Origin of the sequence: Bacillus sp. 2B09 (assembly GCF_003946835.1) — a bacterium.
Lineage (GTDB): Bacteria > Bacillota > Bacilli > Bacillales > Bacillaceae > Bacillus > Bacillus altitudinis.
The window spans coordinates 167,329-194,120 of sequence record NZ_RPSG01000002.1; the positions used below are offsets into that span (position 1 = coordinate 167,329).

Sequence of the window (26,792 nt, forward strand, 5' to 3'; positions counted from 1 at the left end):
GGAAATGGCTTTTTCTATAGGGCAAACGACATCAGGATAGGCGCTGCACATAATGTAATAATGGCCGAAATGATCATGGACACACTTGAGATCGTGCCTGAGACCGAGCTCAGTTCAAAGGCCTTCGATGTGCCTGCACCATGTGCTCCTGTACCAAGCAGAACGCCCATTGCAATGTCATTATCAATACGGAAATAACGGATAACCAATGGTCCAATGATTGAGCCAAATAATGCTGTTAAAATGACGAATACAGCCGTAACGGACGGCATCCCGCCAATCATCTCAGACACACTCATTGCAACAGGTGTTGTGACGGATCTTGGGACGAGGCTCTCGATCAGACTCGTATCCAAATGAAACAATTTGGCGATAAACGCTGTTGATAAAATCGCAACGATAGAACCGCAAGCCACATTTAAAATAATTTCTACTGCATGCTTCTTCAGAATGTGAAAATACTTATATAAAGGAATGGCAAATGCCACAGTCGCAGGTTGAAGCATATTTGTCAGCCATTTTCCGCCTTGATTGTAAGCATCGTAAGGAATGTTCACGATTAACAACAAGACCACAAGAACAACCGGTGTTACAAGTAAAGGGGAGACATAGACTTTCGGATGACGTTTATAAACCGCTTTTGATCCGAGATAGATCAGAATGGTTAGGATCAAAAATAGTCCACCAACTAACATAGCTTTTTTCGCTCCTTTCTTTTCGCAATCATCTGCGTCATTATGCCAGTCGAGAGCATGACCACAAAGGTACTAAGTAAAACCACAAGGACAATACTTGTGCCAGATTGAGAAAGTAATGTTCCGTAATCAATCACACCTACTGCTGAAGGGATAAAGAAGAGCAGCAGTTCTCCGAGCAGCCATACGGCGCCAAGTTCAATCCATTTTAATTTAATGATGTTAAAATGAAGTAATAAGAAAATGACAAGAATGCCTAAGATCGTGCCCGGAATTCTTAAATGCAAAAAGGCCGCCAGCACATTCATCAATTTCGCAAAAGCAAATAAAGCCATAATCTGAAGGGTAGCAATCAGCGACGTTTTGAGCAATTGCACTTTCTGTTCACTCCTTTTTCTATATAAATTGTTCACTGTTTCACAAAAACAACACAACGTTCTAATCGGTGAGCTTACTTTAAAGTGTACAGCACGTTCTATTATAGGTAAAATACATATATCGAATAGTTAGTATTCCTTTTGTCTATAGAAAGGGTGAACCATGTGGACATCAGACATTTAACATATTTCTTAGAAGTGGCACGGTTAAAGAGTTTTACGAAAGCATCGCAATCGCTCTATGTGTCGCAGCCGACCATTTCCAAGATGGTCAAAAATCTGGAGGATGAGCTAGGTGTGCAGTTGTTTTACCGTAATGGCAGACAGGTTGAAATGACAGATGCTGGACAAACCATGTATACACAGGCGAGTGAAATCACACAATCCTTTCAGAATTTAACGAGTGAATTAAATGATTTAATGAATGTGAAAAAAGGACATATCCGAATAGGACTGCCGCCCATGATTGGATCAAGCTTTTTCCCAAATGTGATGGGAGAATTCCGCCAGCAGTATCCAGATGTCACCTTTCAATTGGTGGAGCACGGCTCCATTAAAGTAGAGGAAGGGGTAGAGGATGGATCATTAGATATTGGTGTCATTGTTCTGCCTGCAAATGATAAAATTTTTCATACATACACCATCATTAAAGAGAATATGAAGCTTGTCACCCATCCATCACATCCGATGGCAGGTCGTGATGAGGTTCATTTGGCTGATTTAAAGGAAGAGTCTTTTATTTTCTTTCGAGAAGATTTCGTTCTGCACAGCCGAATCTTAAATGAATGTATGAATGCTGGATTCAGGCCGAACGTTATTTATGAAACGTCACAATGGGATTTCATCAGTGAAATGGTTGCTGAGAACCTTGGAATCGGGCTTCTGCCTGAACGGATTTGCCGTGATCTAGATCCTGATAAAGTGAGGATCATTTCCTTAAATCCGTCTATTCCGTGGCATTTGGGTGTCATTTGGCGAAAGGACCGCTACTTGTCCTTTGCTGCAAGAGAATGGTTAAAGCATACAAAATCCTATGTGTGGGATGCAGAGTAAAAGGGAGGACGATACAGATGAAATTAAGCTGCGTGTCTCATCTTTTGGAAAAGGTTCGAGCGGAAAATCCGCTTGTCCATAATATCACCAACCAAGTTGTGACGAACTTTACAGCGAATGGACTGCTTGCTTTAGGTGCTTCTCCAGTCATGGCAAACGCCAAAGAAGAAGTGGCAGAAATGGCGCAATTAGCGGATGCACTTGTGCTGAATATCGGCACACTAACAAAGGATACAGTGGAGGCAATGGTCATTGCTGGACAAGCGGCCAATGAAAAAGGTGTACCGGTTCTATTAGATCCTGTTGGTGTTGGTGCGACAACGTTTCGGACGAGTGCGGCGAAACAGCTGTTACAGCAAGTGGACATCACTGTTGTCAGAGGGAATGCTGCTGAAATAGCTCATTTAATTGGAGTGAATGGCTGGCAGTCAAAAGGGATTGATGCAAAAGGGGCAAATGGAGATGTATCGTCTTTAGCAAAGCAGGCGGCAAAAGCCCTTCAAACCGTTGTGGCGATTACGGGAAAAGTGGATGTCGTGTCAGATGGAGAAGAGGTTCTATCTATTCATAATGGACACGAATGGTTAACCAAGGTGACAGGGACTGGCTGTTTACTCACCTCTGTCATAGGGGCATTTTGTGCAACAGGGGAACGGCCCATTCATGCGTCGGCATCAGCTCTGCTGTTTTATGGTGTCGCTGCAGAAATGGCAGCTCAGCAGACAGAAGAGAAAGGGCCAGGCACCTTTCAAATCGAATTGTTAAATGCGCTATCCAATACAAATGGTCAAGATGTGATCACGTTAGGGAAAATAGGGGGAGTTTTGCATGACGAAGGTTGATCAGCAGCTAATCAAACAGCAATTATCGGTTTATTTTATTATGGGAACAGCGAATACAAGCCGGCATCCACTTGATGTGGTGAAAGAGGCCATTCAAGGCGGGATCACGATGTTTCAGTTTCGTGAAAAGGGTGAAGGTGCTCTGCAAGGTGAAGAAAAGAAAAAAATCGCTCAACAGATTCAAGCACTTTGCCAAGAAGCGAATATCCCCTTTATCGTAAATGATGATGTACAGCTTGCAATCGATCTTGATGCAGATGGTGTCCATGTTGGGCAGGAAGATACACTTGCACAAGATGTACGGCAAAGAATCGGGAATAAAATATTAGGCGTGTCCACGCACAATCTAGATGAAGTGAGGCAAGCGATGAAGGACGGGGCAGACTACGTTGGGATGGGTCCAGTCTATCCTACAGAAACAAAAAAGGATACACGCAGTGTCCAGGGTGTTTCTTTAATCAACGAAGTACGTCAACACGGTCTTCACATTCCTATTGTGGGCATCGGCGGGATCACGTATGAAAATGCGGCACCAGTCATCCAAGCGGGAGCCGATGGCATTAGCATCATCAGCGCCATTAGCCAAAGCGCTGATCCGAAAAAAGTTGCGGAAGAACTAACATCTCTTGTCGAGTCAGAGAAAGCAGCTCTTTCATCTGTAAAAGACATGGATTAACTCATCCATGTCTCAGCGTGTAGACAAACCCTCGCATTCGGTGTCAGTCCTGTGCGCTGGTACTCACGAATGTCAAATTCGCTCCGTGAAAGTAGCTGTCCTTCCTAGACTTCAAAGGTTTTCTATCACGCTGAAAAGAAGACAAAGGGCTAAAATAAAGTTCATTTTAGCCCTTTGTCAACAATCTGAGACATGGATTAACTCATCCATATCTTTTCTTATCTACGTGAAAAATAGACAGAAGAGATACAATTGTGTACAATCTAATTGTTCGATTGTTTTCGAAATGACAGGTAAATAAAGGAGAATGAATGATGGAAGTGCTCGATACGTATTTTCGTCGATATGATGAAGCGGGAAAAGGGCAAGAGCAAATGAATGAATTGTTGGCATTGTTTTCAGATGATGTCATGATTGTCTTAAATGGTGCTGAAAAGCCTGGCATCCAATCGTTCACACAGTTTTTGAACACATTTTTCCACGTACATGAAGACATTAAGCATATGTGGGATGGCTGGGTGAAACGTGAAGATGGGAAGTATGAAACAAACTGGGCTGTTTGCGGAAAGTTAACAGACGGTCGTGTATATACAGCAGAAGGCATTGATATTGCGGAGCTGGATGATCAAGGAAAGATCGTTTATTTAGAAAACGTCCCGAAAAATCCAGAGTTATTCCAGCGATATTAAAAAGCCGGCAGAGCAGATATTATCCCCCTCTAATTAGACAGTATGAGATAATAAGCAAGCATGAGGCTTGCTTATTATTAGATTTATTTATCCGTAAATAGCTTATCAATCAAACTTATAGCAACAAAACAAAATGGAAATGCAATGAAAATGTACAGAACATTTTTAGGTACAAACATATTGTAATAATAGAAAAATACACTCATAAATAAAAGCATCACTGCATACTTGATCATACTCTTCACAACATTCCTCCTAATATATATCTACCAACCATTATTAGCGCGCTTATCCCTCTTATCTAACTGTATAGCAATTTGAGTTCACACACTGGTAGCTTAGACTTCTTTTATTTGTCTAACGAATAAGCGTCAATCACTTCTTTAGCAGATGTTTCGTGATCAAAAAGAAGATATCGGCTGTACACTTCGCTTAAATGCAGGGGACCTTCGTCTAAGTTTTCAACTAGCTCAAAGATATCTAGTACGGCTACTAGTTTTGTGGTTGTTTGTCCATAATCTCCATTTTCAAATGTCTCATCTGGAAAATGGTCTTTGACGATTTGTTTCACTTTTCGATTGTTTTTTGCTCTCACTAAAATGATTCGTTCCTCAAAGATTTTATCCGGTCTCACCTTTGGTGAGGAGCTAGATTCAAATAATAATTTTGCTGAGTACAATTTATGCATATGTTTCACTTCTTCCTTGTGGGGTGAATTTCCAGTATGTGTTTAAAATGATAACATAGGAATAACAAGAGAAGTCTATGGGGGTAATAGGGTTGAAAAGAATCATTGATAACAGAGGAGAAGTTCATGAAATTCTGCTGATCGTCATCACATGCTGTTCGTTGATCACGTTGAGGAAATGTGACAAGTTAGAAAGATATAAAGAGAGATTAAAAGGCCAATTTATCCCATATTGAGTACAGTTTTGAAATAGCAAGCACTGAAAAAGCCGGCAGAGCAGCCGGCTTTTTCTCATCAATCTGTATCCATATGCATACCTGTGTGTGCTTTTACCTGAATTTCTGTAAAGGTGTCTTCATCTGCTTTTTCAGAGGAGAAAATGGTGCCTAAGTAAGCCGCAAGGAATCCGAGCGGGATCGAGATAATCCCAGGGTTCGATAGTGGGATAAGCGGTTCTCCTGTGAAAATGGCTGCCCCTGATGGGTCCCAGACGCTTGGGCTGAGTGACACGATCAGGAGTGCGCTCAGAAGGCCTGTTAAGCTTCCTGCGATAGCACCTGTTGAGTTAAATCGTTTCCAAAAGACAGTGAAGATAATCAACGGTAAATTCGCACTTGCTGCCACTGCGAAGGCAAGTGATACAAGAAAAGCGACGTTTAAAGATTGCGCAAATAATGCAAGAATGATGGAAAGGATGGCCACGCCGATAGAAGCAAAGCGTGCCGCCTTCACCTGTTCACGTTCACTCGCTTTTCCTTTGCGGATAATCTGGCTATAAAAGTCATGAGCAAAGGCAGACGCGGCGGATAAAACGAGACCGGTGACCACTGCCAGTATAGTCGCAAAGGCAATAGCGGAAACAAAGGCAAATAATAAATCTCCCCCCAGTGCCTGTGCAAGCAGTGGCGCTGCCATGTTTCCTGCTGCATCGGCTGCCGTAATTGCATCTGTTCCGACAAAAGCAGCGGCACCGAAGCCGAGGAAAACCGTCATTAAATAAAAAATCCCGATAATCCATGTAGCGGATAGAACAGATTTACGCGCAGAAATGGCATCCTTTACTGTATAAAAACGGATCAAAATGTGCGGCAAACCTGCTGTTCCTAGCACAAGGGCAAGGTTCAGAGACAGGGTCTCTAAAGGCACATCATATTTATTTCCCGGGTGAAGAAATGCCCCACCAAGCGGGGTCGCTGTTTTCATCTGCTCAAACATCTTCAGCAGGCTAAAATCAAACTTGGCAAACACAAGCAGCGAAATAATCAGCGTGCCCAGCATGAGAAGCACAGCTTTCGTGATCTGTACCCAGCTGGTTGCGATCATGCCGCCAAACACGACATAAATGGTCATCAAGACACCTACGATCAGCACCGCAATCCAGTAATCAATGCCAAGAAGCAGTTTGATTAATGCACCTGCCCCAACAAGCTGTGCAATCATATAAAAAGTCGAGACTGTGATTGTGTTAAATGCGGCTACCCCTCGAATGGCAGGACGCTTAAATCGTGCAGCAATCATATCAGCCATCGTATATTTTCCTAGATTTCGAAGCGGTTCAGCCACGACATAAAGGACGACAAGATACGCTACAAGAAAGCCAATACTATAGAAAAAGCCGTCAAATCCATTTAAGGCGATCATGCCGGCGATCCCTAAAAATGAAGCAGCAGACATATAGTCCCCGGCGATGGCAAGGCCATTTTGAAATCCAGTCAGTCCGCCGCCTGCGGTGTAAAAATCACTCGCATTGCTTGTTTTTTTCGCAGCAAAATACGTGATGACCAATGTGAGCCCTACGATCGCTATGAATAAAATAAAAGCGGTCATACTCATTCGTCATCACCTCTAGATTCGGTTTTTAAAGCGCTTACATATTTGTCGAACTGAGCTGCTTTTTTTGCATAAAGCCCACATAAAACCCATGTCATCACAAATTGCGTGAGGGCAAATAACCAAGCCCACGTGATCGCTCCAATTGCTGGCGTGTTCAAAAAGGTGAAGTAGGATGTAGCAACCGGAAGTGAAAAGTAAAAGAGAAAAAAGAAAATCGTCATCGGTACGATAAATCTGCGTTTTTCCTCAAGAAGTTTTCGAAAATCCTTTGAAGCGGCAACCTTCTTATAATGAACGTTTTTGTCTGCCATTGTTTCCTCCTTTGTACGAATTAGGGACAAGGTACTCCAATGCATATGAGACGATCTGGTTGTTTATGACAGTATATCATAAAAAAGGCACCCGAAAAGGGTGTTTAGCCTGATCAATTGTGGATATAAATATTGGGAAAATGAAAATAAACACAAGAAGCTGGAAATCAAATATAAGATCAAAGAAAAAAACTCTATGATATCCATTGTCACATGGTCTGTAGATTCGATTTAGCAAATGAAACATTTGAGGTCATAATGCGTTGGCATATTAATATCAAGAATTACATTACATAAACATGTAGAGAAGCAGGCTGATGGAGCCTGCTTCTCTTTTAATATTTTTTCCCAAGACGTGTCGTATGTGAAACTGTTTTAACATGCTTTTTACGCTTGGAATCTTTGTAGACAGATAAGACAAATTTGTTGTTCCAGTATCCATTTTTCGGGCTGTAGTATGTTTTGAATGTGTAATGAAAGACTTTTTGACCGGTTGATCCTGAAGCTGTAGTTACTGTTGTAGCGAGTATGGCTATTACTTTTAGTGTCAAGACTGCGCCAGCTACAGCACCGGTCCCTGTCGGTAATGCCAAAATTGTTGTTGTCACAAGAACGACAATAGCAAGAGTAACGTTGAATTTGTTTTTATAGGTTTTTACAAGTCTCCATTGATAATCTTTGTTTGATTTTGTGTTAAATTCGCCGTCTTCACTTAATAATTCTGGTCCAGCTTCTTTAAATTCTTTAATGTCTACTAGTTCATTGTTGATACGAAGTTCTTCTGTTGCCCGATCAAAAGAGACGGTATCTATTTGTTCACCATTATCAATCGTTATTGTTTGAGTGCTGCCTTTAACTACAGAATTGAAAGTATGTAGTTTGCCTTCAATTTCAGTTTGATAAGATTCTTTAATTCCTTGAGGTTCTAGGGTTACTGCGGCTACGGTTTGTAATGGAACTGTTAAAAATAGCGTCATGCCTAAAAGCCCGATTATGAACTTTTTCATTTTGGATATTTCCCCCTTGTTTTTTGTGCAATAATAAACATATGGATAAAAAATGCTTTTCTTTTAAAAAAAGTTAATTGAGGAGTGATTGATGTGTTTTGGAATTGGGTAGTAGGCATGATCGGGATAATCATAGGGGCTTGTATCTTTGCAACGGAGTTCGAAGATGCTACTTTCTTCACTCGCTTTATTTTCAAGCTTATTGCGATTTTACTTCTTGTGTTTTCAGTGGCTTTTATTAAGTGGCGGCGTAAAAAAATACAACAGCATAATAATTCATAGTACTCCCTCCTTTTTTGACATGTTTTCATCCTATCATTGATCGGTTTGAATTTGGGAATTCATTGGAAAATTTCTTTTTGGGTTGCGGTGACCGCAATTTAGGTTCTTTTATATGGGAGGCGAATGTATGATGACGGTAATATCAGTATTGATGATGTTAAATGGTGCTTGTTATTTTGCTGTTGTTTTCTTTTTATTGAGTGTCCCATTCATCAATATGGTCATTACTGGATAATAAAGAACAGGCTGAAGAGCCTGTTTTTTGTTACTTAAAATACAAAAACACCACTGCGATTACGTATAAAAATCGATATGTCTTGTGCCCTACTTGCTTAAAAAATGCTTGCGCTATGCCGAAAATTTTACAAATCAATGGATAAATAGGGTTTTATTAGGAGTTGTTATGCTAACATTTATTAAAAATTGGTTTTCTAGGGGGATTGTAAATGGCTTCTATACCGTCTCCAGTTGTAGCGATCAAGATAAATGAATGGTATAAGCAAATAAAAAGATTCAATGTTAAAGAGGCTCAGAAGCTAAGAGAAGAGGTTAGAAAAGAAATCGATGTCATGGAAGAAGATGAACAGGCGGTTCTTTATTTTCAGTTGATGGAGTTCCGTCATCAATTGATGACAGACTATGTGCAGCCTTCTAAAGAACCACTTGAAAAATCGGATTACTTGAAAGCTGTAGAAGGACAAGGAAAGAAGATGTCAGCCATTCTTGAATACTATTTTAATTTTTTTCAAGGGATGTATGAATTCAAAAAAGGAGAGTTTATTAGAGCTATTGTGTTCTATAAGCGCGCGGAAAAGCGCCTAGAGCAAGTAGGGGATGAGTTAGAGAGAGCGGAATTTTATTATAAATTATCAGAAGTGTTTTATCACATGAAACAGACACACGTGTCTATGTATTACGTTGGTCTTTCTTATGATACTTATAAGGCACATAAGAGCAATTCTCTTTATATGATTCGAGAAATTAATTGTCTAACTGTTATGGCAGGTAATTTCATTGATTTTGAATGCAGAGAAAAGGCGCTTCCTCATTTATTGTCAGCTTTAGAAAAATCTAAGGCAATGTCTAATAAGTCAATGATTGTGAAGTCATTATTTAATATTGGGTGTTGTTTTAAAGGATTAGGTGATTTTAATAGGTCACTAGCTTATTTTAATCAGGTGATTCTAGAAGGAGAGCCTATTAATGCTACAGAGTTGCTTTTGGTTTATTATGAATTATCGTTATTTCATTTGAGTCAAAAGGAATTTATTGAGGGTGAAAGATTTTTCAAAAGAGGCTTGGAAGAAGCGAAGAATAGAAAAAATGATCTATTTTTATCGTTACTGATGGTATTGGACATTTTATTTTTAAAAACAGCAAACCTAAGTGAAGTCTTGAGCTCATTGGAAAAATTAGAGAATGAGAGGGGTTATCCATACATGGAAGACCTAGCGCTCGAAGCGGCTCGGTACTATAATGAGAATGGGCGTATGGATGAATCTGTAAAAATGTATGAAAAAGTGATGTACGCCCGAAAACAAATCCAAAGGGGCGACTGTTCATATGAATTTTAAAACGGTTCTTACTGGTTTTTTGAGTGCTTCAGCATTGCTAGGTGTGATCTCATTATCATCTGTCGATTTTGATGTGAATTCAAGAAATGCTACTTCTCCAGAATCCACTGATCTGACTGTAAGAAATGCTACAGGCAGTAGCGTTACTACTGAGGATTTTCCTCTTATAACTTTATCTCAACAAGATAACGATTTTGCTGTGAGGAACGGAACCCGTTCTAGTGAAAATCCTGATGTTCGTTTTGGAACCCGTGATTCTAGATTATCTACTTGATGAATCAAACAGATCTTTAGGGTCTGTCAGGCTGTCGAGGAAATCTCGACAGCCTAATTGTCCCCATTAAAACTTACATCTCTCCATTTTATAATAGAGAAAAGCATATACAATAACGGATCGGAGTGGTTATCGGTTCTACAAATCAGATCCGAAAGCATGTGCTCCGTGTCCTTTTCTTGAAAGCTGCACAAGATCTCAAAAGCACCAAAAGGCCATTTCAAGACATGTGTGGAAAGCCTTTTCATTCATTCTCACCTAACATCATGACGTGGAAAATAAAAAAGAATGTAGAAAAACATGAGTTTCTCTACATTCTGGGCACCCGAAAAGGGTGCTTTCTACCGATAATGCGCAAGAAATGTTTGTCTTGCTTTTTCATATGCTTCTGCATCAAAATGATCTCCGCATTTGTGAATACACCAGGGCTCCACTTGCCTTGCAATCCCAACCTCATATCCCTGCTGTGCAAACTCAAAAGACTGTGACACATCATAAAAATGAAAGCCGTCTAAAAGATCCTCACGCCACTTGATATCATATTGTGTTGCCATAAAAAGACCGTCAATAGCAGAAGCTTTGATATAACCTTGGGGCTCTGTCTGTGGATGACCAGATTCAAACGTCAGTAGCTGATAGGTGTCGTGCCGATATTCAATGACTTTCCCTCTGCAATCATGGCTCTCCCACCAGATTCCATTGTCTGGCACACTTTCTGCACCTATTACCCCAAGCATGCCAAGTGACGGATTTTGCAAGAAAAGTGGAATCAGCTCGAGAAGCATATGCTGTTTGACGATGAGTGTATCTTGATGAAGATAAATTTTAAACTGTGCAGGATGAGCGAGAGCTTCATTGTATGCAGAGGCCATACTTGATGCATGTCTAATGGGCAAAACCTCTACATGATACCCGTGCGGAGCAGGAAGTGAAGCGAGCTGCCGGAAGCAAGCTTGAAACATCGACTCATCATTTACACATAAAACAAATAAGATGGTGGGGCTACTCATTGAGTTGAACCGCCTCAACCACGTATTGATAGGCTGTCGCTGCCTCGTTAAAATCAAAACGGATGCCATGTTTTACGAGTAATTCATGTAGATCATTCATGACGCCCGTATAGGAAGGGTGTTGTACACGAATGGTTTCAAGCTCACGAACATGAAACCCGGCTGACTGAAAGAGGGCATGAATTTCGTGAAGGGTAAAGAAGCGTAAATGTGTTTGATCCATTAATCCTGCATCTGTATAAGAGAATCTCCCAGCCAGTAATTCTAAAACCGTTGAAATATGACCAATATTCGGAATGGAAGACAAGATGACCCCTTCCTTTTTCAGAAAAGGTTTGACCTTTTTTAAAACGGCCCAAGGGTCCAATAAATGTTCAAGAACATCTCCGAAAATGATGCAGTCAAATTGTTCATGCTGATAAGGCAGCGCCATCTGTTCAATATTGCCGCATAAAACATGATCCAGCGCTTTCTCAGCCTGCTTTGCTGCATCTTCAAAAGATTCAATTCCATATATGGTACGGTCTTGTTGTTTTAAGACTTTTCCAAGCTGGCCTGTGCCGCATCCGATATCCAAGATAGACGTCCATTCCTTGCGAATACGATGGACAATCACAGGGTTCACACCGTGATAATATTGATCCTTCTTTTGATGATAATAAGATAGGGAATCTGAACTCACGCGCCACCCACCTTTCTTCTTTCTTGTGTCTTATGCTTAATATATGGGTGGGGAGCTTGGTTTTATAACGAAAATGGGCAATTTTCATGAATGACAGCTAAAAAGGGGTCATATAAAGAACAGGGAACGGACTGTCCTCCTAAAAATAGAAAGACAGAACCCCATTGAGTGGAAGGGATTGGTATGATGAGGTGTTCAATTATTGTAGCGTATCGTCATGAAAGGATGTTTAAAAGGTCAATTGACAGGTTAGAACTTTAGCCAAAGCAATCTGAAAGACAAAGGATAACGGCGTTGATTACGGTTTGTTTATCATCTTCTGATCACCGTTGGATGTTAAAAAAGCTTGTATTTCCTCGATGCCTAGTCCAATTTTTTTCGCTTCTTGAATCAAATAAACCCACTCTTCGTCAACTCTTCTTTTCACTTGCGTATCCATAATATCCTCCAGTTCAATAAGACATATTCATCTGCAACCAATGACTTGAACAAACCGTCTAGTAACTGTACGTGTATGTGAATGGAGTACAAAAATAGATTTTTGTCGAAAAATGATGACATTTAACCTATTTTGTAAAATCTATCACCTACCACGTCCCTAAAAAAATGACTAAAAAACCCATAAATATTGAATTCTTACTTCTCATAATAAACAATTGTAAAGTCAGTTAAAAGATTATAAATTAAAATAATGATAAAGACCTAAATCATTTGACTCATATAAACCCATAAGGTTGACATATGTCATCAGCGAGAACAAAGTTCATCTTTACAGGACGCACATATTGTTCGTTTGGGAAGTTCTTCTTAAGATGGTATTCTAAAAGAAACAGAATTCACCAAGAAGGAATGAAGAAAGACATGTATAGCCTTTTTCAAAAGTATCAAGAAGTTGTCATGTATCTGATCATGGGTGTGTGTACAACCATTGTCAACATAGTCAGCTTCTATTTATTCGTTGAGATGTTTTCTATGGATTACAAAACAGCAACGGTTGTTTCATGGGTATTTGCTGTGCTCTTTGCTTATATCACCAATAAGAAGTATGTCTTCAAGCAAAAGGCTCGTGACACAAAAAGCCTGATGCGTGAGCTTTCTTCATTTTTTAGTGTCCGTCTCATGTCTCTAGGTGTAGATCTGGGGTTGATGATTTTATTTGTGAGCCAAATGGCGCTCAACGAAACCGTCGCAAAAATTCTTGTTAACTTTGTGATTGTCGTGGTCAATTATGTCGCCAGTAAATGGTTCGTCTTCAAGAAAACAAAAGAAGATGCGATTTAACACATGAAAAAGATAGGTGATGTGAAATGAGCAGCAGGCCAGACGAATTATATGATGCCATATATCAACAAACAGAAAAGCAGCATGAACAAGTGTTGAGGCTAGTCAAGGAAATGACCGCACATCCAGAAGCATTTTCTGAGCAAGAAAAGGAAAAGATCAACCGAATGGACATTGCGCTTCAAACAGCAACGGACATTTTAGAAAATTTAATGACCCCTGATACGCAAATGACCATTGTTTTAAGACAAGGGAGAATTCGTGTTGACCTGACGAAAGCGTAAAAGAAGCAGCCAATTGAAAAGCGGCTGCTTTTTATTATGCATCGCTTGTTTCCCGGAGTTGCTTTGGAGACATGCCGATTTTCTTTCGAAAGACTTTATTCAAGTAATTCGCGTTTCGGTAGCCGCACTGTATGGCGATTTCTTCAATCGAGTATTTCGTTGTTTTCAGTAACGTTTCCGCCTTTTCTAAACGAATATTGGTTAAATAATGAATCGGTGTGAAGCCAGTGGCCTTTTTGAATTCCCTCGTAAAATGACTTTTGGATAAACGTGCCGCAGCTGCCATATCGTCAGGCCCAATCTCCTCGTGAAAATGGTGGCTTGCAAATAAGGCCGCTTGGACGATGGGCTCAGGCCATTTCTCCATTTGTCCCTCAAGCTTTGGCAAATATGAATACAGTTCCATGACAAATTGATAAGCAAGGCTAGACCCCTCAAATGGATTGGTAATCCGTCTTTCACTGGCTTCATCATAAATCTTCTTTAGCAGGCGGATCGGTTTGGAATTCGGATGAAAACGCATGACCTGCTTTCCTTGATCGATAAATTGATCAAAGCAAAGGTCACAGGCTTCCCCATAAAGTGTTAAATAGAGAAATTCCCAATGTTCACTGTCTTCTGGAAAATAGTATTGATAAGCACTGGGGCTTTTCACCAGAAAGGCCTGTCCAGGCAATACTTTGAATCGTTTCTGTCCGATTTCAATCATGCCGTGTCCAGACAGTGTGAGCTGAAAGATGCACTTGCCCTGATCCTTCCGCTCTACGCCATTCCAGCTGTATAACGAAGATGATTGAACTTCCCAGCCAACAGACCAGATTTGGGCCGGCAATGTCACATCAGAATGGTGAAAACGAAATGCAAATGCTTCCTTCTTCAAATTGGAAACCCTCCTTCACAGCAAAAAACAACCTTTTTCTATTTTGAATCATGTTACACCTCATATCACATCGTACCATTCACAGCAAAAAAAGGGTATTTTTTAACGATTTTTTTACCATTGAACTTCAGCTGACGGGGCAACTAAAATAAGATTATCAGAAGAGAAAAGGGGAATGGATATGATCGACACATTAAGAGCAGCATTTCACCAGCAATTTGGAGATCAGGAAGAACTCCGCTATTTTTTCGCCCCAGGCAGAGTCAATCTGATTGGTGAACACACAGATTATAATGGGGGCCATGTCTTTCCATGTGCACTCACCCTTGGTACATATGCTGCGGGAGCAAGACGATCAGATGGACGCGTCAGAATGTATTCCTTGAATTTTGAAGAAGAAGGTGTGAAAGAGTTCGATCTTTTTGAAATCGCTTTCTCAGAATCGGACGGCTGGGCGAACTATCCGAAGGGAGTATTCCAACAGTTTATCGAAGCAGGCATGGATGTGAAAGAAGGCTTTGATATTGTGTATGCTGGCAATATTCCAAATGGCGCAGGTCTGTCATCTTCTGCCTCTATTGAGCTCGTCACGGCTGTCTTGATCAATGAATGGTCGTCATTCGGCGTAACGCAAATCGACCTAGCCCTTCTTGCGCAGCGTGCTGAAAATGAGTTTATTGGCGTGAACTGCGGCATTATGGATCAATTTTCAATTAGTCTTGGAAAAGAAGGTCACGCTATTTTGCTCAATTGTGACACGCTTTCCTTTGAATACAGCCCATTTCGGCAAGAGGGTCTGGCACTTGTCATTGCCAATACAAATAAAAAACGAACACTTGCAGATTCCAAATACAATGAGCGCCGTTCGGAATGTCAATCTGCTTTAAGCGATCTTAGAAAAGAATTAGATATCGGTCATTTATGTGAGCTCACGGTGGATGAATTCGCTACGCATGAACATTTGATACAAAATGAAACGTGTAGAAGACGTGCAAGACATGCCATCACGGAAAACGAGAGGACCATGAAAGCAGTAAATTTTCTGAAAGATGATAAAATGAAAGAACTAGGTGCACTCATGAAGGCATCTCACCTTTCTTTAAAGAATGATTATGAAGTCACTGGGCTTGAGCTAGATGCACTGGCGGAAGCCGCATGGCAACATCCAGGGGCGATTGGTTCCCGTATGACAGGTGCTGGCTTTGGGGGTTGTACCGTCAGCATTGTGAAAGAAGAGCTACTGGACTCATTTATAGAAGAAACAGGTGCGATTTATCAAGAAAAAACAGGCATTCAAGCCTCTTTTTACACAGCTGGAATTGGAGGCGGCGCTAGAGAATTAACGAAGGAGGAATTTTGATGGCAATTTTAGTATGTGGGGGAGCAGGTTTTATTGGCAGTCATGCGGTAGCGGCTCTTTTGGCTAAAGGAGAACAAGTGGTGATTGTGGATAATTTGCAGACAGGTCATAAAGAGGCAGTCGTAAAGGGTGCCGTATTAGAAGAGGGAGATTTAAGGAATCACGCTTTTTTAAGAAGTGTTTTTCAAACACATGACATTGAAGCGGTCATGCACTTTGCGGCAGATTCACTTGTTGGAGAAAGTGTAACAGACCCGCTGAAGTACTATGACAACAATGTCGGAGGGGCAACGGCTTTACTTCAGGTGATGAATGAATTTGATGTGAAACGCATTGTATTCTCTTCAACTGCTGCGACATATGGTGAACCAAAGCGTGTACCGATCGTTGAAACGGATGAGACGAACCCAACAAATCCTTATGGGGAAACGAAGCTCGCGATTGAGAAAATGCTGAAGTGGTCTGAGCAGGCATATGGTATCGAATACGTTGTGCTTCGTTATTTTAATGTAGCCGGTGCTCATACAGAAGGGATTGTCGGTGAAGATCATCAGCCAGAAACGCATTTAATCCCAATTATTCTGCAAGTGGCTTTAGGAAAACGTGATCAAATCATGATTTACGGTGATGATTATGAAACAGAGGATGGCACATGCATTAGAGACTACATTCATGTCATGGATTTAGTAGAGGCGCACATTCTAGCGGTTGAGCGTCTGCGTGAAGGAAAAGGAAGCGCGACGTACAACTTAGGGAACGGCACAGGCTTCTCTGTGAAGCAGGTCGTAGAAGCCGCAAGAGAAGTGACGGGTCATGCCATTCCAGCACAGGTGGCAGAAAGACGTGCGGGTGATCCAGCTAAGCTGATTGCTTCATCAGAAAAAGCGCTGAAAGAACTAGGGTGGAAGCCGCAATATGCAGATCTCCACACCATCATTCAAAGTGCATGGGATTGGTTTCAGAAACATCCAGATGGCTATCAAAGTGAGTAACGTGTAGCAGGCAGGGGAGGAGACAAAGGGAATGGCGATTGATATTTTTGAAAAGCTAGAACAGCTGATTCAATATGGGGTTAATAAAGAGCTGATATCACCACTAGATATTGATTATACAAGGAACCGGCTGCTAGAGGTGCTTGGTCTCGATGATGCTGAGGCAAGAACAGTCTCAGGAGACAGCGACCTTGAAGACATCTTAATGCCGATGCTCGATTGGGCAGTTGAAACAGGCCTTATTCCTGACGGGACAGATACGTATCGTGATTTATTAGATGCCAAAATCATGGGTTGCTTGGTGGCGCCTCCGAGTGTCATCTATGCAAAGTTTGAAGAGAAACGCAAGCATTGCGGACCAAAGGCAGCGACAAGCTGGTTTTATGAAATGCAGCAGCATGCCCACTATATTCATACAGGCAGAATTGCCAAAAATGTGCAGTGGTTTACACCGACAGAAGATGGTGAGCTTGAGATCACGATTAATCTATCGAAACCGGAAAAGGACCCAAAAGCGATCGCTGAAGCCAAAAAGCTTAGTCAAAAGCAATATCCTCTTTGTCTCCTTTGTAAAGAAAACGTTGGGTTTGGGGGACGCATCAATCACCCAGCAAGACAGAATCACCGGATTATTCCGGTAACACTTACAAATGAGTCGTGGTTTATGCAATTCTCGCCGTATGTGTATTACAACGAACATTGTATTGTGTTCAAGGGCGAGCATGAACCAATGCAGATATCTAAAAAGACCTTCGAGCGTCTGCTTTCCTTCATATCTATATATCCGCACTATTTCATAGGATCAAATGCTGATCTTCCCATTGTTGGAGGCAGCATATTAAGTCATGACCACTTTCAAGGTGGTGCTCATGAATTTCCGATGGCGAAAGCAAAGATGGAAGAAGTGTTTTCTCTCGAAAAGTTTCCGAGGGTGAAGGCGGGTATTGTGAAATGGCCGATGTCAGTGATCAGGCTTCAAAGCAGCGACCAGCAGACACTTGCGGAGGCAGCGGATTTTATATTACATGAGTGGAAAATGTATTCAGATCCAGAAGCGGGGCTGTTCTCTCATACAGGAGAGACCCCGCACAATACCATTACACCAATCGCACGCCGTCATGGGGATGAGTACGAATTAGATCTCGTGCTACGAAATAATCGTACAGACAAGCAGCACCCAGGCGGAATCTTCCACCCGCACAAAGAAGTTCATCATATTAAAAAAGAGAATATCGGTTTAATTGAGGTCATGGGTCTCGCCGTCCTTCCTGGAAGATTAGCAGAGGAATTAAGCCAGCTAAAAGCGGCGCTGCTATCCAAACACCCTCTTGAAGAAATCAAAGCCTGCCCGTCTATCATGAAGCACGAGTCATGGGCAGAGCGTCTGATCGAAGAGAATACCTTTACGAAGGACAACGTAGAAACCATTTTACAAAAAGAAATCGGCCTCATTTTTTCTCGTATACTCGCGCAGGCGGGTGTGTTTAAAAGAACAGAGCAAGGGAAAACAGCATTTAAACGTTTCGTTCAAACACTCCATACAGGCAGGTGATGAGTTGATGATTGAACAGGTAAGAACTTTAATGGAAGAAAAACAACTCGACGGTGTTCTCATTCAAAAGCGTAATAACTTTTCTTGGCTTACAGGAGGAAGAAGAAACCACATTGTGTTAAACACGCCAGAGGGCGTTTGTCAGCTACTTGTGTTGAAAGACGACATTGTTCTAGTTGTGAATCAAATGGAAGAAAAACGAATCATTGAAGAAGAAATGGCGTATTTTGACCATCCCTTTCAAGTCGTCACAATGGATTGGTTTGAGGATGAGACTCCTTACATTCAAACACTCATAAAAGACAAACGAATCGGTGCGGACATTCAAATGGAAGGAGTGGAATGGATCGAACCCGATTTGTCTCGTGTTCGATCGATCCTTTCAGCGCCACAGCTCAGCCAATACGAAACCCTTTGTCATGAAACAGCGGTTATTGTAGAAAGTGTCTGTCAAGAAATCGTTCCAGGACAGACGGAGCATGAAATTGCTTCGCTTGTTGCTCAAAGAGCGATCGGGCAGGGGATGACGATAGAAGTGCTGCTTGTGGCGACAGATGACCGGATTCATCAATATCGCCACCCGATCCCAACAGAAAAAGCACTTCAAAAGCATGCACTGGTTGTCCTTTGTGCTGAACGGCATGGACTCGTGGCAAATGTCACAAGATCCGTTTACTTTGGACAGCTACCAAAGGAGCTTGAAGAAAACAAAGAAAGGCTTGCGCGAATTGACACGGTCATGAATGCGGCCACTCGTCCAGGGAACACCATTGGAGATGTATTGAAGGCAGGCATTGCTCAATATGAAAAAGAAGGATTTCCTGATAGCTGGAAAAAGCTTCACCAAGGAGGGAAGACTGGATTTGTGTCTAGAGAGATCATTGCAGTTCCTTCATCCGTGGAAGAGATCCAGCTTCATCAAGTATTCACTTGGAATCCTTCCTTACCAGGATTGAAATCAGAGGATACGATGGTCGTAGAGAAAGAGGGGAATCGCTTTTTAACCTATACAGGCAAGTGGACGTATATAGACGTAGAACATGAAAGAAGCATCTATAGGCGACCAGACATTTTGGTGAGAGATGAATAAATGAGAAACCGGCGATGAGCCGGTTTTTTGCTGGAAGTCTTTAGCGAGTTTCCACTCATTTATCACCATTACCAATCATTACAGCGCATAGGGGGAGGATCGATACTTTCTTTTCTTGTCGACTTGCGTTAAAATGAGTAAGGTTTTTGTTAAATATGGGGATACCTATTTTAGAATTGTTTACCTAGATAAAATTTCATGAAGTTAAATTGAAATTTGACCAAACTTTTTTATTGTGGTAAACCTAAATTTGACAAAGTTCTTGATTGTTTGTCCTTTGCCTTCAACTCTCAACTTTTCAAATTCCTAGAAATTTATTGTGTGTGCAATAATATAAATTTATGGCGAATTTATGACATTTCAATAGAAATCTGTTGAAAAATAAATGAACTTTTGAAAAAAGGGGAGCTAACTCCAACAGATTTTGATAGCATTACAAAGGGAAGAAAAGTTTTCGAAGGCAGATGGCTTTTCACAATTATTCAGCAATTTATACATTATTTAAGGAAGGATGGTGATCTTCTTGTTCAGAGCCATTAAACCTATGCTTTTATTAGCGATGCTCGTGAGTGTTTTTGTATTAGGAGGTTGCAGCAATATCGCTGTTTTAGATCCTAAAGGACCAGTCGCAGCACAACAAAAAGACTTAATCCTTTTATCTATTGGATTCATGCTCTTTATCGTTGGTGCGGTATTTGTACTGTTTACCATCATTTTGGTTAAATACCGTGAGCGTAAGGACGTTGGAAACGCCTCTTATAACCCAGAACTACACGGGAATACGCTTCTAGAAGTTGTCTGGACAGTGATCCCAATATTAATCGTTGCTGCCCTTTCAGTTCCAACTGTAAAAACCATTTACTCTTTGGAAGAGGCGCCTCAAGCAACAAGTCATAAAGATCCACTTGTCGTTTATGCTACAGCAGTTGATTGGAAATGGATCTTCAGTTATCCAGAGGAAAATATTGAAACAGTGAACTACTTAAACATTCCAAAAGATCAGCCGGTTTTATTCAAAATCACTTCCGCTGATACAATGGCATCACTATGGATTCCTCAGCTAGGCGGGGAGAAGTATGCGATGGCTGGAATGGAAATGGAACAATATCTTCAAGCTGATGAAGTAGGCACATATGAAGGAAGAAACGCCAACTTCACAGGCGAAGGCTTTGCTCAGCAAAAATTCAAAGTCAATGCGATGACGCAGTCTGACTATGATAAATGGGTAAATAAAACGAAAAAAGAAGCACCAAAGTTAACGAAGAAAACGTATGACTACTTGATGCTTCCTGATGCTGCAGATGTGCAGACATTCTCATCAACACATTTATCTTTTGCGAAGCACGGAGAGGATTCTGAATATGCACTCCAAGCACGCAAACGTTTAGGTTACCAATCAGTTTCTCCGCATTCCAAGACAGATCCTTTCGAGAATGTGAAGAACTATAAAAGAAAACTAGAAAACGAATAAACTGACTAAGGAAAGGAGGAGGCCGTTATGCATTTAAAATGGGATGAGTTTTTTGTAACTGGAGACCCATTAATTCTTGGTGCGCAAATTTCTATCGCTCTTACTTCCATTGCCATTGTGTTTGTTTTAACCTACTTCAAAAAGTGGAAATGGCTCTGGAAAGAATGGCTGACATCAGTTGATCATAAAAAGCTTGGAATCATGTATATCCTTGCTGCTGTGATTATGTTCTTCCGCGGTGGGGTAGACGGACTGATGATGCGCGCGCAGCTGGCGCTTCCTAATAATACGTTTTTAGATTCAAACCACTATAATGAAATTTTCACAACGCATGGTACGATCATGATTTTATTCATGGCGATGCCATTCTTAATTGGTTTAATCAACGTCGTGGTTCCTCTTCAAATTGGTGCACGTGACGTTGCATTCCCGTATTTGAACAACTTGAGCTTCTGGACATTTATGGTCGGAGCAATGCTGTTCAACATTTCCTTCGTTATTGGAGGATCACCGAGTGCAGGCTGGACGAGTTACATGCCGCTCGCCGGAAATGATTTCTCACCAGGACCTGGACAGAACTACTACTTGCTCGGGCTCCAAATTGCAGGTATTGGTACACTAATGACAGGTATTAACTTCATGGTGACCATCTTAAAAATGCGTACAAAAGGTATGACGCTTATGCGTATGCCGATGTTTACATGGACAACATTGATCACGTCTGTCATTATCGTTTTCGCATTCCCTGTTTTAACAGTTGCTTTAGCACTTATGACATTCGATCGTTTATTCGGTTCAGCATTCTTTACACTCGAAGCGGGCGGTATGCCAATGCTTTGGGCGAACCTTTTCTGGATTTGGGGACATCCTGAGGTATATATCGTTATCCTGCCGGCTTTCGGTATTTTCTCAGAAATCTTTGCGACGTTCTCAAGAAAGCAGTTGTTTGGTTACAAAGCGATGGTTGTATCGATTGTGGCAATCTCTGTTCTTAGTTTCCTTGTGTGGGTTCACCACTTCTTTACAATGGGGAACAGTGCAGCGGTTAACTCATTCTTCTCGATCACAACAATGGCGATTTCTGTACCAACAGGTGTGAAAATCTTTAACTGGCTCTTTACAATGTATCGAGGCCGTATCAGTTTTACATCCCCAATGCTTTGGGCACTTGGTTTCATCCCGAACTTCGTAATCGGTGGTGTGACTGGGGTTATGCTTGCGATGGCAGCTGCGGATTACCAGTACCATAACACGTACTTCTTAGTATCCCACTTCCACTATGTATTAATCGCAGGTACTGTATTTGCTTGTTTTGCAGGTCTAGTTTTCTGGTATCCGAAAATGTTTGGTTACAAGTTAAACGAACGAATCGGCAAATGGTTCTTCTGGGTATTCATGATCGGATTTAACATCTGTTTCTTCCCGCAGTACTTCTTAGGACTGCAAGGAATGCCAAGACGTATTTATACGTATGGACCAGAAGATGGCTGGACTGCACTGAACTTTATTTCAACAATTGGTGCATTCATGATGGGTATCGGATTCATCATCCTTTGCTATAACATTTACTACAGCTGGAGACACGCGAAACGTGAAGTGTCTGGAGACAGCTGGGGAGAAGGACGTACGCTTGACTGGGCGACATCTTCTGCAATTCCGCCGCATTATAACTTTGCAGCACTTCCAGAAGTGACGTCACCAGATGCATTCCATCATTGGAAGCAAAACAATGTAGACGTTCATCCTGAAAAAGAATTCAAGAAAATTCACATGCCGCACAATTCAGGCAGACCGCTTATCATGTCTGCATTCTTCGGACTTGGTGCATTCGGTCTTGTATTTGAATGGTACTGGATTGGCGTTATCGGCTTAATCGGTGTATTCGCAACAATGATTTTACGTTCATTTGAATATGACGATGGCTACTATATTCCTGTTGAAGAAGTGATTGAAACAGAGAAAAAGAATAAGGAGGCGCAGAAGTAATGGGACATAATGATAGCAGCTATGCAAATGCACCGCTTGAATATCAGTCTGAAACAGGACGTTTAAACATCCTTGGTTTCTGGATATTCCTTGGCGCGGAAATCGTGTTATTCTCAACACTTTTTGCGACCTACTTTGTTCTTCATGGCAGAACAGCTGGCGGCGTTTTGCCAGCTGAGCTATTTGATATGAAGCTTGTATTGATCATGACATTCCTGCTATTGGTGAGTTCATTTACATGCGGGATTGCCGTTCATGAAATGCGCCGTGGAAGTACAAAAGGGGTTGTCATTTGGACGATTCTGACACTGCTTCTAGGTGCAGGCTTCGTTGGTTTTGAGATTTTCGAATTCTTCCATTATGTACATGAGGGTGCGAGCATCCATACAAGTGCATACTGGTCTGCATTCTTTGTTCTCTTAGGAACTCACGGATTACACGTATCCATCGGTATCTTCTGGATTACAGGTGTCTTGTTCCAAATTAAAAAACGTGGATTAACACCACAAACAGCAGCGAAGATCTTTATCTCAAGTCTATACTGGCATTTCCTTGATGTTGTATGGATTTTCATCTTCACAGCTGTGTACTTGATCGGATTAGGGGGGCTTTTGTGATATGGCTGGAAAAACACATTCCTCAGCAGAGCACGAACACTTCCCTTGGAAACACGTAGTCGGCTTCATTCTCTCCATTGTGCTAACCATCTTAGCATTCTGGATTGCCATCGGAGCTGAAATTGGCAGTTCTGCGAAACTATGGATTATCTTTGGTTTTGCCTTCATTCAAGCATTCTTGCAGCTGTTCATGTTCATGCACATGACAGAGAGTGAGAACGGAACTGTTCAAGTCGGAAATACTTTGTTTGGTCTGTTCTGTGCGATCATTTTCGTCATCGGGTCTGTTTGGATCTTCGCGGCTCACTACAGCCACGGAGAGAACAGCAAAGACGGTTATTCACCATCTGCGCCAAAGCAGTCTGAGCATTCAGAGAAATAATAAAAAACCACTCATCTTTCATAGGTGAGTGGTTTTTATGCTGATTGTGATAACGCTTCCAATTGATGATGCAATATCTACCTGCTGCTGAATCTTTTGCGAATGAATGGAAGTCCATAGATGAGGAATGCTGCAATGTGAGCCAGAATCACGTTAATGGCAAAGAATGCGATCATGAAGGTATGTCCTGCTGGAGATAAACTGCTTGTCATGTAAAGACCGAAGAAAATCCACATAATCATGATGGGTGGAATAGATGCTAATGCAATCTTTCTGTTTTCCAACCATAAAAACAGGGGTGTAGCTGTTGCAATACATAGGTACGCAAAGAACATATCCATCGTATCCAACTCCTTTGTAAGTTGATGTTCAATTCAAATGAGAGGTCAGGATGCAATTGTGTCTGTTTTTAGGAGATATTGTGAACATTTTGTTACAAATATTATACCACAATTGACTTTGAAGTAAACTCAATAATTGGAAAATGGGCCTTATTCCGCAGAAATTGTTTTTTTCTTATACCTCAGTTAAGCTTATGCTGGCAAGATGTTAACCTTTCATATCGCCACATAAGTCATTGAATTTTCCCCTTAAAATCTGTAAAATAATCTTTTTAAAGGACTTATGATCGGTTGTCATGATAGAGTAGAAAGGGATTTTTTCCTATTATTAGGATGAAAAGTATTTCATTTTTTGAAATTAGAATGGAACCTTTCAGGTGTCACTTCCGTCATATTTAAGGTGAGTTGCTTTTGTGAAAATTTCAATCTAATATAAATAAGGGCTTTTATGTTTTGTAATAAGGGTGGTTAGTTCATGAACAAGCAGAATACATCTCCTTACTATCAAGGAGATTTGATTTTTATATTTTTAGCCTTCTTTGCCATCAGTGTCATCGCTATTTATGCTGCGGGACAGTTTGGGCAATATGGATCTAATGCATGGACCAGACAGATCATTTACTACATGGTCGGGGTCATCTGTATTGTGGCTATTAATTACTTCGATCTGGAACAATTAGAAAAGTTAAGCTTATATATTTTTATAGGCGGCATTATGCTCTTAATTCTTTTGAAAATTGCTCCTGCACAAATTGCAGGTCATGATTTTGCTCCAATTAAAAATGGTGCAAAAAGTTGGTTTGTGTTACCGGGAATTGGAACATTTCAGCCTTCAGAGTTCATGAAAATTGGTTTGATTATGATGCTCGCCTCTGTCATTGGGAAAGCAACCCCAAGAGGAAAACGAACATTAGAAGATGATATTTTCCTACTATTAAAAATTGCTGGCGTGGCTGCTGTACCAGTCGGACTCATCTTTTTGCAAGATGCAGGTACGGCTGCGGTATGTATGTTTATTGTCGTTGTCATGGTCTTTTTATCAGGGGTCAACTGGAAATTGATCTCTCTCATCGGTTCAGTGGTTGTGCTTTTAGTTGCCGCTGTGTTAGCCGTGATTATTCTATTCCCTGATTTCGCACAAAAAATCGGGATTCAGCAGTATCAGATCAACCGGATTACCGCTTGGCTGCCTGATAGTTCTTCGACAGCCAACCAAGCCCAGACACAGGATGCATCTGGATCGGATAAATATCAAGTCGAGCAAGCCATTATGGCAATTGGGGCAGGACAAATTTTCGGGAACGGTGTGAAGAACTTAAAAGTATATGTTCCAGAAGCTCAGACAGATATGATTTTCTCTATCATAGGGGAAGCTTTTGGTTTTGTCGGCTGCGCATTTGTGGTCATCATGTTCTTCTTCCTGATTTATCGGCTTGTTGTACTGATCGACCGTATCCATCCTTATAGCCGGTTTGCGTCATTTTTCTGTGTAGGATATACAGCATTGATTGTCATCCATACATTCCAGAACATTGGTATGAACATAGGCGTCATGCCTGTAACGGGGATACCGCTCTTATTCATCAGCTTCGGGGGAAGCTCTGTTTTATCTGTTCTTATTGGATTTGGTATCGCCTATAATGCAAGTGTTCAATTAACGAAATATCAAAGTTATTTATTTAAATAAAACGGGTAAAGGGCAGTCTAAGCGTAGGCTGCCTTTTTGGCGTGAGTTCTAACTTTTGAAAAGTAATATTCATTTGACTTATGATAGTAGGAGTGAAGGAGGTCTTCGAATTGAATAAAACGATAGAAACCATCTTAAATCATCGGTCCATCCGTTCGTTTACAGATGAGCGTCTGACAGAGGAAGAAGTGCTGACACTTATCAAAAGTGCACAGGCTGCTTCGACATCAAGCTATGTGCAGGCGTATAGTATCATTGGTGTAACAGATCAGGAGAAGAAGGCGAAGCTTGCTGAACTGGCTGGAAATCAGCCATACGTTGAGAAGAATGGGCATTTTTTTGTTTTCTGTGCAGACTTGAAACGCCACGACTATATCGCAAAAAAAGCAGGAAAGAACCATCAAGAAGCGCTTGAGAATACTGAAGCCTTTCTTATCAGTGTGATTGATGCGGCGCTTGCTGCGCAAAATGTCAGTATCGCCGCAGAATCTATGGGACTTGGCATCTGCTATATCGGCGGACTGCGTAATCAGCTGAAGGAAGTATCCGAGTTACTTGAAACACCTTCCTATGTGCTGCCGCTATTCGGATTGGCTGTAGGACATCCTGCCAATCCATCATCTCAAAAGGAACGGCTGCCCGTTGAGCTGATCTACCATGAAAACACATATCAGCAAGACGAAGCTCATGTGGATCGTTATTTAAAAGAATACGATGATCGTATTTCATCATATTATGAAGAACGAACAAACGGTGAGAGAAAAGATACATGGTCTGAGCAAATGCTTCGAGGCTTTAGCCAGCCAAAACGTGCTTTCCTCGGAGATTTTGTGAAAGAGAAGGGCTTTAATCGAAAATAAATCAGGAAATCCCCCT

General features: G+C 41.2%; 29 protein-coding genes. 18 read left to right on the plus strand and 11 right to left on the minus strand.

The genetic code is table 11. The annotated features are described in order from the left end of the window. Window positions 1-14: 14 nt before the first annotated feature. Together EBQ12_RS05780 and EBQ12_RS05785 are read right to left on the minus strand one after the other, a co-directional pair. Window positions 15-695, minus strand: coding sequence for a CidB/LrgB family autolysis modulator (locus tag EBQ12_RS05780; protein WP_007497850.1), 681 nt, complete (start codon window positions 693-695; stop codon window positions 15-17). Next, window positions 689-1,072, minus strand: coding sequence for a CidA/LrgA family holin-like protein (locus EBQ12_RS05785; protein ID WP_017368298.1), 384 nt, complete (start codon window positions 1,070-1,072; stop codon window positions 689-691). The genes EBQ12_RS05780 and EBQ12_RS05785 overlap by 7 nt, the downstream gene beginning before the upstream one ends. A gap of 165 nt (window positions 1,073-1,237) precedes the next feature. On the opposite strand from EBQ12_RS05785, the gene cidR reads away from it, so the two are divergent. The 4 genes from cidR (at window position 1,238) to EBQ12_RS05810 (ending at window position 4,332) form a co-directional block, all read left to right on the plus strand. Continuing rightward, window positions 1,238-2,125: a cidABC operon transcriptional activator CidR gene (gene cidR / locus EBQ12_RS05790; protein ID WP_008345526.1), complete on the plus strand. Its 888-nt coding sequence runs from the start codon at window positions 1,238-1,240 to the stop codon at window positions 2,123-2,125. 17 nt (window positions 2,126-2,142) lie between these two features. After that, window positions 2,143-2,967, plus strand: coding sequence for a hydroxyethylthiazole kinase (gene thiM / locus EBQ12_RS05795; protein ID WP_125589339.1), 825 nt, complete (start codon window positions 2,143-2,145; stop codon window positions 2,965-2,967). Beyond that, window positions 2,954-3,643 (plus strand): thiamine phosphate synthase, encoded by a 690-nt coding sequence (gene thiE, locus EBQ12_RS05800; RefSeq protein ID WP_125589341.1) that lies wholly within the window; start codon window positions 2,954-2,956, stop codon window positions 3,641-3,643. Before thiM ends, thiE begins: the two co-directional genes overlap by 14 nt. 314 nt (window positions 3,644-3,957) lie before the next feature. After that, window positions 3,958-4,332 (plus strand): nuclear transport factor 2 family protein, encoded by a 375-nt coding sequence (locus EBQ12_RS05810; RefSeq protein WP_017368295.1) that lies wholly within the window; start codon window positions 3,958-3,960, stop codon window positions 4,330-4,332. Between the two features lie 349 nt (window positions 4,333-4,681). Here the strand turns inward: EBQ12_RS05810 and EBQ12_RS05815 are convergent, their stop codons facing one another. The 4 genes from EBQ12_RS05815 to EBQ12_RS05830 all read right to left on the minus strand — a co-directional run bounded on the left by EBQ12_RS05815 (window position 4,682) and on the right by EBQ12_RS05830 (window position 8,171). Beyond that, on the minus strand, window positions 4,682-5,020 hold the full coding sequence (locus EBQ12_RS05815) for a DUF4288 domain-containing protein (RefSeq protein ID WP_125589343.1): 339 nt from the start codon (window positions 5,018-5,020) through the stop codon (window positions 4,682-4,684). 294 nt (window positions 5,021-5,314) lie between these two features. Next, a complete protein-coding gene (locus tag EBQ12_RS05820; RefSeq protein ID WP_017360150.1) occupies window positions 5,315-6,853 on the minus strand; it encodes a solute symporter family protein in 1,539 nt (512 codons plus the stop codon). Next, complete coding sequence (locus tag EBQ12_RS05825; protein WP_025208191.1) at window positions 6,850-7,164, minus strand: DUF485 domain-containing protein; 315 nt, start codon at window positions 7,162-7,164, stop codon at window positions 6,850-6,852. The genes EBQ12_RS05820 and EBQ12_RS05825 overlap by 4 nt, the downstream gene beginning before the upstream one ends. A gap of 335 nt (window positions 7,165-7,499) precedes the next feature. After that, window positions 7,500-8,171 carry a hypothetical protein gene (locus EBQ12_RS05830; protein ID WP_048001151.1) on the minus strand — a complete coding sequence of 224 codons (672 nt, stop codon included), beginning with the start codon at window positions 8,169-8,171 and terminating at the stop codon, window positions 7,500-7,502. A 728-nt stretch (window positions 8,172-8,899) separates the two neighbouring features. On the opposite strand from EBQ12_RS05830, the gene EBQ12_RS05840 reads away from it, so the two are divergent. Then, window positions 8,900-10,027, plus strand: coding sequence for a response regulator aspartate phosphatase (locus EBQ12_RS05840; protein WP_125589345.1), 1,128 nt, complete (start codon window positions 8,900-8,902; stop codon window positions 10,025-10,027). After that, the gene (locus EBQ12_RS05845) at window positions 10,017-10,301 is read left to right on the plus strand and encodes a hypothetical protein (RefSeq protein WP_017360144.1); all 285 of its coding nucleotides are present in this window, start codon (window positions 10,017-10,019) and stop codon (window positions 10,299-10,301) included. Before EBQ12_RS05840 ends, EBQ12_RS05845 begins: the two co-directional genes overlap by 11 nt. Before the next feature lie 341 nt (window positions 10,302-10,642). Here the strand turns inward: EBQ12_RS05845 and EBQ12_RS05855 are convergent, their stop codons facing one another. The 3 genes from EBQ12_RS05855 to EBQ12_RS05865 all read right to left on the minus strand — a co-directional run bounded on the left by EBQ12_RS05855 (window position 10,643) and on the right by EBQ12_RS05865 (window position 12,432). Continuing rightward, complete coding sequence (locus tag EBQ12_RS05855) at window positions 10,643-11,311, minus strand: glycosyltransferase family protein (RefSeq protein ID WP_125589349.1); 669 nt, start codon at window positions 11,309-11,311, stop codon at window positions 10,643-10,645. Next, entirely contained in the window at window positions 11,304-11,993 is a 690-nt protein-coding gene (locus tag EBQ12_RS05860) for a class I SAM-dependent methyltransferase (protein WP_017368290.1), read from the minus strand. The genes EBQ12_RS05855 and EBQ12_RS05860 overlap by 8 nt, the downstream gene beginning before the upstream one ends. Before the next feature lie 298 nt (window positions 11,994-12,291). Continuing rightward, the gene (locus EBQ12_RS05865) at window positions 12,292-12,432 is read right to left on the minus strand and encodes an anti-repressor SinI family protein (RefSeq protein WP_008345506.1); all 141 of its coding nucleotides are present in this window, start codon (window positions 12,430-12,432) and stop codon (window positions 12,292-12,294) included. A gap of 458 nt (window positions 12,433-12,890) precedes the next feature. Here EBQ12_RS05865 and EBQ12_RS05870 point away from each other — a divergent pair, with 458 nt between their 5' ends. Both EBQ12_RS05870 and EBQ12_RS05875 read left to right on the plus strand, forming a co-directional pair. Beyond that, window positions 12,891-13,274 (plus strand): GtrA family protein, encoded by a 384-nt coding sequence (locus EBQ12_RS05870; protein ID WP_024719496.1) that lies wholly within the window; start codon window positions 12,891-12,893, stop codon window positions 13,272-13,274. 26 nt (window positions 13,275-13,300) lie between these two features. Continuing rightward, on the plus strand, window positions 13,301-13,558 hold the full coding sequence (locus tag EBQ12_RS05875) for a hypothetical protein (RefSeq protein WP_008345502.1): 258 nt from the start codon (window positions 13,301-13,303) through the stop codon (window positions 13,556-13,558). A 34-nt stretch (window positions 13,559-13,592) separates the two neighbouring features. Here the strand turns inward: EBQ12_RS05875 and EBQ12_RS05880 are convergent, their stop codons facing one another. Continuing rightward, window positions 13,593-14,438 carry an AraC family transcriptional regulator gene (locus EBQ12_RS05880; RefSeq protein ID WP_007497828.1) on the minus strand — a complete coding sequence of 282 codons (846 nt, stop codon included), beginning with the start codon at window positions 14,436-14,438 and terminating at the stop codon, window positions 13,593-13,595. 181 nt (window positions 14,439-14,619) lie between these two features. Here EBQ12_RS05880 and EBQ12_RS05885 point away from each other — a divergent pair, with 181 nt between their 5' ends. The 8 genes from EBQ12_RS05885 (at window position 14,620) to qoxD (ending at window position 23,888) form a co-directional block, all read left to right on the plus strand. Next, window positions 14,620-15,798: a galactokinase gene (locus EBQ12_RS05885; RefSeq protein WP_430384046.1), complete on the plus strand. Its 1,179-nt coding sequence runs from the start codon at window positions 14,620-14,622 to the stop codon at window positions 15,796-15,798. Continuing rightward, the gene (gene galE, locus EBQ12_RS05890; RefSeq protein ID WP_098680502.1) at window positions 15,798-16,790 is read left to right on the plus strand and encodes a UDP-glucose 4-epimerase GalE; all 993 of its coding nucleotides are present in this window, start codon (window positions 15,798-15,800) and stop codon (window positions 16,788-16,790) included. Before EBQ12_RS05885 ends, galE begins: the two co-directional genes overlap by 1 nt. 31 nt (window positions 16,791-16,821) lie before the next feature. Continuing rightward, a complete protein-coding gene (gene galT / locus EBQ12_RS05895) occupies window positions 16,822-18,342 on the plus strand; it encodes a UDP-glucose--hexose-1-phosphate uridylyltransferase (RefSeq protein ID WP_125589353.1) in 1,521 nt (506 codons plus the stop codon). Between the two features lie 7 nt (window positions 18,343-18,349). After that, window positions 18,350-19,432, plus strand: coding sequence for a M24 family metallopeptidase (locus EBQ12_RS05900; RefSeq protein ID WP_125589355.1), 1,083 nt, complete (start codon window positions 18,350-18,352; stop codon window positions 19,430-19,432). Window positions 19,433-19,946: 514 nt separating this feature from the next. Beyond that, window positions 19,947-20,903, plus strand: coding sequence for a cytochrome aa3 quinol oxidase subunit II (gene qoxA, locus EBQ12_RS05905; RefSeq protein ID WP_089374137.1), 957 nt, complete (start codon window positions 19,947-19,949; stop codon window positions 20,901-20,903). 27 nt (window positions 20,904-20,930) lie between these two features. Continuing rightward, window positions 20,931-22,889 carry a cytochrome aa3 quinol oxidase subunit I gene (gene qoxB, locus EBQ12_RS05910; protein WP_008345496.1) on the plus strand — a complete coding sequence of 653 codons (1,959 nt, stop codon included), beginning with the start codon at window positions 20,931-20,933 and terminating at the stop codon, window positions 22,887-22,889. Further along, window positions 22,889-23,506: a cytochrome aa3 quinol oxidase subunit III gene (gene qoxC / locus EBQ12_RS05915; RefSeq protein WP_007497820.1), complete on the plus strand. Its 618-nt coding sequence runs from the start codon at window positions 22,889-22,891 to the stop codon at window positions 23,504-23,506. Before qoxB ends, qoxC begins: the two co-directional genes overlap by 1 nt. Before the next feature lies 1 nt (window position 23,507). After that, entirely contained in the window at window positions 23,508-23,888 is a 381-nt protein-coding gene (gene qoxD, locus EBQ12_RS05920) for a cytochrome aa3 quinol oxidase subunit IV (RefSeq protein ID WP_007497818.1), read from the plus strand. A gap of 77 nt (window positions 23,889-23,965) precedes the next feature. Here the strand turns inward: qoxD and EBQ12_RS05925 are convergent, their stop codons facing one another. Next, window positions 23,966-24,229 carry a spore morphogenesis/germination protein YwcE gene (locus EBQ12_RS05925; protein WP_008345491.1) on the minus strand — a complete coding sequence of 88 codons (264 nt, stop codon included), beginning with the start codon at window positions 24,227-24,229 and terminating at the stop codon, window positions 23,966-23,968. Window positions 24,230-24,704: 475 nt separating this feature from the next. Between EBQ12_RS05925 and EBQ12_RS05930 the strand changes: the two genes are divergently transcribed. Together EBQ12_RS05930 and nfsA are read left to right on the plus strand one after the other, a co-directional pair. Next, the gene (locus EBQ12_RS05930) at window positions 24,705-25,916 is read left to right on the plus strand and encodes an FtsW/RodA/SpoVE family cell cycle protein (RefSeq protein ID WP_008345489.1); all 1,212 of its coding nucleotides are present in this window, start codon (window positions 24,705-24,707) and stop codon (window positions 25,914-25,916) included. 110 nt (window positions 25,917-26,026) lie between these two features. Further along, a complete protein-coding gene (gene nfsA / locus EBQ12_RS05935) occupies window positions 26,027-26,776 on the plus strand; it encodes an oxygen-insensitive NADPH nitroreductase (RefSeq protein WP_125589357.1) in 750 nt (249 codons plus the stop codon). Window positions 26,777-26,792: the final 16 nt, after the last annotated feature.

Bases quoted from the DNA above. Each gene is read 5' to 3' on its own strand.
- EBQ12_RS05780 (WP_007497850.1), bottom strand. From the start codon at position 695: ATGTTAGTTGGTGGACTATTTTTGATCCTAACCATTCTGATCTATCTC.
- thiM (WP_125589339.1), top strand. From the start codon at position 2,143: ATGAAATTAAGCTGCGTGTCTCATCTTTTGGAAAAGGTTCGAGCGGAA.
- thiE (WP_125589341.1), top strand. From the start codon at position 2,954: ATGACGAAGGTTGATCAGCAGCTAATCAAACAGCAATTATCGGTTTAT.
- EBQ12_RS05810 (WP_017368295.1), top strand. From the start codon at position 3,958: ATGGAAGTGCTCGATACGTATTTTCGTCGATATGATGAAGCGGGAAAA.
- EBQ12_RS05815 (WP_125589343.1), bottom strand. From the start codon at position 5,020: ATGCATAAATTGTACTCAGCAAAATTATTATTTGAATCTAGCTCCTCA.
- EBQ12_RS05820 (WP_017360150.1), bottom strand. From the start codon at position 6,853: ATGAGTATGACCGCTTTTATTTTATTCATAGCGATCGTAGGGCTCACA.
- EBQ12_RS05825 (WP_025208191.1), bottom strand. From the start codon at position 7,164: ATGGCAGACAAAAACGTTCATTATAAGAAGGTTGCCGCTTCAAAGGAT.
- EBQ12_RS05830 (WP_048001151.1), bottom strand. From the start codon at position 8,171: ATGAAAAAGTTCATAATCGGGCTTTTAGGCATGACGCTATTTTTAACA.
- EBQ12_RS05840 (WP_125589345.1), top strand. From the start codon at position 8,900: ATGGCTTCTATACCGTCTCCAGTTGTAGCGATCAAGATAAATGAATGG.
- EBQ12_RS05845 (WP_017360144.1), top strand. From the start codon at position 10,017: ATGAATTTTAAAACGGTTCTTACTGGTTTTTTGAGTGCTTCAGCATTG.
- EBQ12_RS05855 (WP_125589349.1), bottom strand. From the start codon at position 11,311: ATGAGTAGCCCCACCATCTTATTTGTTTTATGTGTAAATGATGAGTCG.
- EBQ12_RS05865 (WP_008345506.1), bottom strand. From the start codon at position 12,432: ATGGATACGCAAGTGAAAAGAAGAGTTGACGAAGAGTGGGTTTATTTG.
- EBQ12_RS05870 (WP_024719496.1), top strand. From the start codon at position 12,891: ATGTATCTGATCATGGGTGTGTGTACAACCATTGTCAACATAGTCAGC.
- EBQ12_RS05875 (WP_008345502.1), top strand. From the start codon at position 13,301: ATGAGCAGCAGGCCAGACGAATTATATGATGCCATATATCAACAAACA.
- EBQ12_RS05885 (WP_430384046.1), top strand. From the start codon at position 14,620: ATGATCGACACATTAAGAGCAGCATTTCACCAGCAATTTGGAGATCAG.
- galE (WP_098680502.1), top strand. From the start codon at position 15,798: ATGGCAATTTTAGTATGTGGGGGAGCAGGTTTTATTGGCAGTCATGCG.
- galT (WP_125589353.1), top strand. From the start codon at position 16,822: ATGGCGATTGATATTTTTGAAAAGCTAGAACAGCTGATTCAATATGGG.
- EBQ12_RS05900 (WP_125589355.1), top strand. From the start codon at position 18,350: ATGATTGAACAGGTAAGAACTTTAATGGAAGAAAAACAACTCGACGGT.
- qoxB (WP_008345496.1), top strand. From the start codon at position 20,931: ATGCATTTAAAATGGGATGAGTTTTTTGTAACTGGAGACCCATTAATT.
- qoxC (WP_007497820.1), top strand. From the start codon at position 22,889: ATGGGACATAATGATAGCAGCTATGCAAATGCACCGCTTGAATATCAG.
- qoxD (WP_007497818.1), top strand. From the start codon at position 23,508: ATGGCTGGAAAAACACATTCCTCAGCAGAGCACGAACACTTCCCTTGG.
- EBQ12_RS05925 (WP_008345491.1), bottom strand. From the start codon at position 24,229: ATGGATATGTTCTTTGCGTACCTATGTATTGCAACAGCTACACCCCTG.
- EBQ12_RS05930 (WP_008345489.1), top strand. From the start codon at position 24,705: ATGAACAAGCAGAATACATCTCCTTACTATCAAGGAGATTTGATTTTT.